5 protein-coding genes are annotated in these 4,621 nt (G+C 50.9%); all 5 read left to right on the top strand.

The genetic code is table 11. The features are described from left to right. Positions 1-996: DUF2345 domain-containing protein (locus tag ACIPZH_RS25665; protein ID WP_400638339.1), on the top strand; the 996-nt coding region annotated here is incomplete at its 5' end. A 13-nt stretch (positions 997-1,009) separates the two neighbouring features. After that, positions 1,010-2,713: an esterase/lipase family protein gene (locus ACIPZH_RS25660; protein WP_400638338.1), complete on the top strand. Its 1,704-nt coding sequence runs from the start codon at positions 1,010-1,012 to the stop codon at positions 2,711-2,713. 101 nt (positions 2,714-2,814) lie between these two features. After that, on the top strand, positions 2,815-3,777 hold the full coding sequence (locus ACIPZH_RS25655) for a T6SS immunity protein Tli4 family protein (protein ID WP_400638336.1): 963 nt from the start codon (positions 2,815-2,817) through the stop codon (positions 3,775-3,777). A 130-nt stretch (positions 3,778-3,907) separates the two neighbouring features. Then, positions 3,908-4,201 (top strand): hypothetical protein, encoded by a 294-nt coding sequence (locus ACIPZH_RS25650; protein WP_400638335.1) that lies wholly within the window; start codon positions 3,908-3,910, stop codon positions 4,199-4,201. A 22-nt stretch (positions 4,202-4,223) separates the two neighbouring features. Beyond that, a partial coding sequence (locus tag ACIPZH_RS25645) for a contractile injection system protein, VgrG/Pvc8 family (RefSeq protein ID WP_400638333.1) occupies positions 4,224-4,621 on the top strand: 398 nt, incomplete at its 3' end.

Genomic DNA, 4,621 nt, shown 5'->3' with positions numbered 1-4,621 from the left:
ACCGGTTTCGAACTGCGCACCGACGCCTACGGCGCCCTGCGCGCCCAGCAAGGGCTGTACCTTAGCACTTGGAAACGCAGCAACGCCGAAGGCGCGCAGCTCGACGTCAGCGAAGCCCAGCAGCAGCTGCAGAACAGCGAGCAGCGGCTCAAAACCCTCTCCGACACCGCCAAACAGCACAACGCCGACGCCCTGCAGGCTGGCCTGGACAGCCTCACCCAGCTCAATGCCGACACCGACGTCACCTATGGCAACGACAGCAGCAGCCCGAGCCAAGGCCCGAGCGAGCAGCAACGCAACGGCGGCGACACCGCCTGGGCGATTCGCAACGGTGGCCGCGGTAAGACCCCGGGTTACCAGAAGCCGCTGCTGATCGCTTCGTCCCCGGCCGACATCGCCACGGCCACGCCGCAGAACACCCACCTGCACAGCGGCAAGCACCTGACCGTGAGTACCGGGGAGGACGTCAGCATCGCCAGCGGCAAATCGCTGCTGGCCAGTGTGGTGCAGAGCATCAGCCTGTTTGCGCAGAACGCCGGGGCCAAGCTGTTTGCGGCCAAAGGCAAGGTGGAGCTACAAGCGCAGAACGACGAGATGCTGCTGACTTCACTGCAGAACATGAAACTCAGCTCGACCGCCGCCGGGATCGAAATTGCGGCCAAGGACGGGATTCTGCTCACCAGTGGTGGCGGTTACATCCGCATCAAGGGCGGCAATATAGAAATCCACGCACCGGGTACCATTGATGTCAAAGGGGCGAAGAAGACCTTCAGTGGCCCCACAAGCTTGTCGCATAGTTACAATGATATGCCTGACACCAACTTTGAAAAGCGCATTGCTCTCAAATACACAAACGGAGAAGTTGCGCGCAATGTGAAGTATGAGATACACCGAGAAGATGGCAGCATCATCAGTGGAGTTACCGATGCCGACGGGCGCGCCCAGCAGCAGAAAAGCGACATGCTGGGTAAGTATCTCTTCAAGATCATCGAATAACTAAGGGTGTCGCATGGAAAATAAACAGAGCACGCTCCAAACCGAAATAGGACCTGACGGGCGCGAACAGGCATCGGCTCCGCTGGAGAACCAGGGTTGTGCAGATAATTTATTGTACATAAGCCCCAGGCAGGCGATACCTATCATTTTTGTACCCGGCATCATGGGTACACCTTTGCTTGCCACAGGAAATAACAACAAGAACCTTGTAAAAAAATTAAAAGGTCGCTGGAGCTGGTTCCCTGACAGTTTGGGATGGATGGGTATATTCAGTCTCATCGGTGGGTTCAATCGTCTTAGCCCCGCCGAAAAGAAAACTCTTTTGGACCCCGAATACACAAAAGTTCCTAGAGCACTGGGTGAGGCGGATTTCTCTGGATTTGATTTGGAAGCATGCCCACTACCCAAGGAAGAAATCGAAAAGCGTGGCTGGGGTTCAGTTCTCTTGAGCGATCTTGGTGGCTACGGCCCAATCTTGAGCTTTCTCGAGACGGAGCTCAGAAGCCTTTACCATGATGACGGTAAAGCCAAACCGCGGATAAAGGGAGCCATGCTTGCATTTGAGGGCAGCATTCAGTCCATCAAGGGCTATGAAGCACTAGATCTCGGAGCTTATAAAAAAGCGTCTTCATGGAGCTATCCCGTTTATGCCTGCGGCTACAATTGGTTAAGAAGTAATGAAGAGTCGGCCGATGACTTGGCGCGCTACATCCAGTTTGTACTCAATGACTGCCTAACGCGTCTGAAGTTGAAGTGCGATAACGTCATTCTTGTGACTCACTCAATGGGAGGGCTCGTCGCGAGGCGCTGTGCACAAAAATATCCGCAGAATATATTGGGGGTTGTCCACGGTGTGCAACCGGCAATCGGTGCTGGTACAGCGTATCGACGCGTAAGAGCCGGATGGGAAGATTTGACAGGACAAATGGCGATAGGAGCTAATGCTGACGAAGTTACACCGGTCTTTGGCGCTCCAGGGCCGTTACAGCTACTACCCAATCAACTATATGGCAACGGCTGGCTGAATGTTCGCTGGAAAAAAAAAGACGGTCCGATTTTGATGTCGCTGCCTAAAGCCTCTAATCCCTACGACGAAATCTATTCGAAAACAACTGCCTGGTGGCGCCTATGCGACCCACGCTTGGTAGAACCGCGTGCCCAAAACAGAGAAGAGCTTGAAGAGGGCTGGAACTTATATTTGAAAAATCTAAAAATGGCGCAAAACTTCCACGCATCCTTGGGGACTTATTATTTCCCTCAAACATATGCGCACTTTGGGTCCGACAGCAAGTTTCCGGCTTGGAACAAGATCGACTGGATTCTCAAATCATTTCGAAACATGACCGGTCAATTTTCACCTATGTCATCGGTAGAAACAACCCCAAACTTGCGACTGAGTACAGATAACAGAATAAACTATGTGACACTCAACAATCCACAAACTGCCGGAAAAATAGCCTACCAACCACTGCACGGACCCGCAGTCATAGGTGCTGATTATAGCGGTGATGCCTATCATGCGGCTATGGCGTCTCAAGATGATACCGGCGACGGCACAGTGCCAACGCATTCAGCTGCAGCTGTCACCAATCACATCAAATTTTCAGCACGCCTTTCTGGCTTTAAACATGGTGCGTCGTACAATGACAAGTCGGCTCGAGCGATTACACTTCACTCGATTATAAGCCTTGCTAAGGGCGCAAAAAATCTATGCTAGTGCATCATCATTTTCTTAAATACGGGCTAGCGATTCTCATTGGCTGTAGTCTGCTAATTGCCTCATTGTTTACCCCTATTGCATCAGGAGCATCAGAAACGATGGACTCAACTAAAAACCTTTCGAAGACGGTCCGGGTAGGTCGGTTTAGTCTTGACCTTCCAATCGACGCCGTTTTTAGCGGCGCGTTACTTGAACTGAACGGGGTGCCCGTATCCATTACACCAGGTTACATAAAGCCACGGGTAGAGAGAGAAGCGCAAAAAAACTGGCTATCCATTGAAGGCCGTAACCTAAATAATGCAGAACACAAAGCCACCAAGGAATCGATGGGTAATGGGTCATTTCTCTATAGCTATGATCACACGCGAATCACAGGAGAAGGGCTTGACGGCGACCCCATAAACAAAGTTGTGTTTTCCACAGTGGCGTATCAGTGGTCTAATAATATGAAATTTGTACTTGGCGGCGACAGCACGCTCAACAAGGACGAACAGATCAGAACTATTCTTGATTCAATTAAGCTCAGCGATATTGATGACCCTCAAAGCATCTGCTATGTCAATGGATGCTTACCTCACAAGACGGGCAACGAAGGTGTTTATATCGACTTTAGTTTCACAGAGCGGCCGGACTTGAGAGCAAAATTTACATCCAAACAATATGGCGGAATAGCCAATCAATTTCTCTCAAAAAGAAACAGCAGCGCTGTTTCACCGACTGAAGAGGCCGCATGGATAATTAAATCTGACTTCCAGCACCGTATGTACCGCAATACTAAACGAACAGTTAATAATCTCATAGGAGAGGAAATCATTGAGGCTAGTACTGAAAAAGTCGGTGAAGGTTACCTGACTGAAATCAATGCCGTCTGGTATTACCCAGGCGTACCAAACAGCGATAAAAACCCCGAACTTCGTTTCGATTTAGATTACAGCTATATGACGACACAAAAGCCGAAAAATGGAGCAGGCTTCCCTAACCAAGAAGAGCCAAACTCAATCTCCGAGGCACAGTTTATGATAATCTGGGATCAGGCATTAAACTCACTGGCTTCAAAGTAGCTATCGCTGAACCCGTGGAGCTTATGATCTAACGCATGGGGCGCATGCTTCTGGACAAAGAATCTATTGAAGCGCTCTCGATGCTAGTGCATTTAAAACCTAACAATATAAGCAAGGAATAAAGTTTTATATGAGCCCCAATCCGTCAAGCGCTATGCGCTATGTAGGCGCAGTCAGTATAGGCATTGCCGTATCTGGGTCAATCGTCGCCCTGTGCTTATTAGCTGGACCGAATAATGGGACAATGCCTGGCATCGGTGGATATCAGAAGATATTTGCACTTGCTGCTTTATGGATTACAAATCTCATGACTTTGTTACTTAATGCAATCTATTTCATATATTGCCGCCAACTCAGATGGTTAAAAATTCTTATTCTCGTGCAGATGATAGTTGTGCTGACTACCCTGTTTTCTCTTGATTGACGTCTCATTCGGCTCCCCTGTGATGGACCTGATCTACGGCACCCCGTTCCCACAAAGCCTGCTCGAATACCGCAGCGACTGCCGCATCTGGCAGGACAAGAACCTGCCGGCCATCCTCGAATCCGTGTTCGCCCAGTACGAACAGGCCAAGGGCAACTATCGCCTCGACCTGCGCCGCGAGTACGCCCCGCTGTCCTATGTCACCCAGTTCAACGAAACCGACGCCAACTTCGTCCAGCGCTGGTGCGAGCTCGAAGGCATCTTCTGGTACGTCGAGCACAAGCCCGACAGCCACTGCATCGTCTTCACCGACAGCGTCGACACCCTGCCCGCCCTCGCCCCGCAGAGCGTGCCGTTCCACACCCAGAGCGTCACTGAAAAACAGGACGGCATCACCCAGTGGAGCACCGGCTCCCAGCT

This window comes from Pseudomonas sp. NPDC089758 (assembly GCF_044748705.1).
GTDB lineage: Bacteria > Pseudomonadota > Gammaproteobacteria > Pseudomonadales > Pseudomonadaceae > Aquipseudomonas > Aquipseudomonas putida_X.
This window is presented reverse-complemented; position numbering and strand designations above follow the sequence as displayed.

What these genes read in the sequence shown, in the direction of transcription:
- ACIPZH_RS25655 (WP_400638336.1), top strand. Translation starts at nt 2,815, where the DNA reads ATGGACTCAACTAAAAACCTTTCGAAGACGGTCCGGGTAGGTCGGTTT.
- ACIPZH_RS25650 (WP_400638335.1), top strand. Translation starts at nt 3,908, where the DNA reads ATGAGCCCCAATCCGTCAAGCGCTATGCGCTATGTAGGCGCAGTCAGT.
- ACIPZH_RS25660 (WP_400638338.1), top strand. Translation starts at nt 1,010, where the DNA reads ATGGAAAATAAACAGAGCACGCTCCAAACCGAAATAGGACCTGACGGG.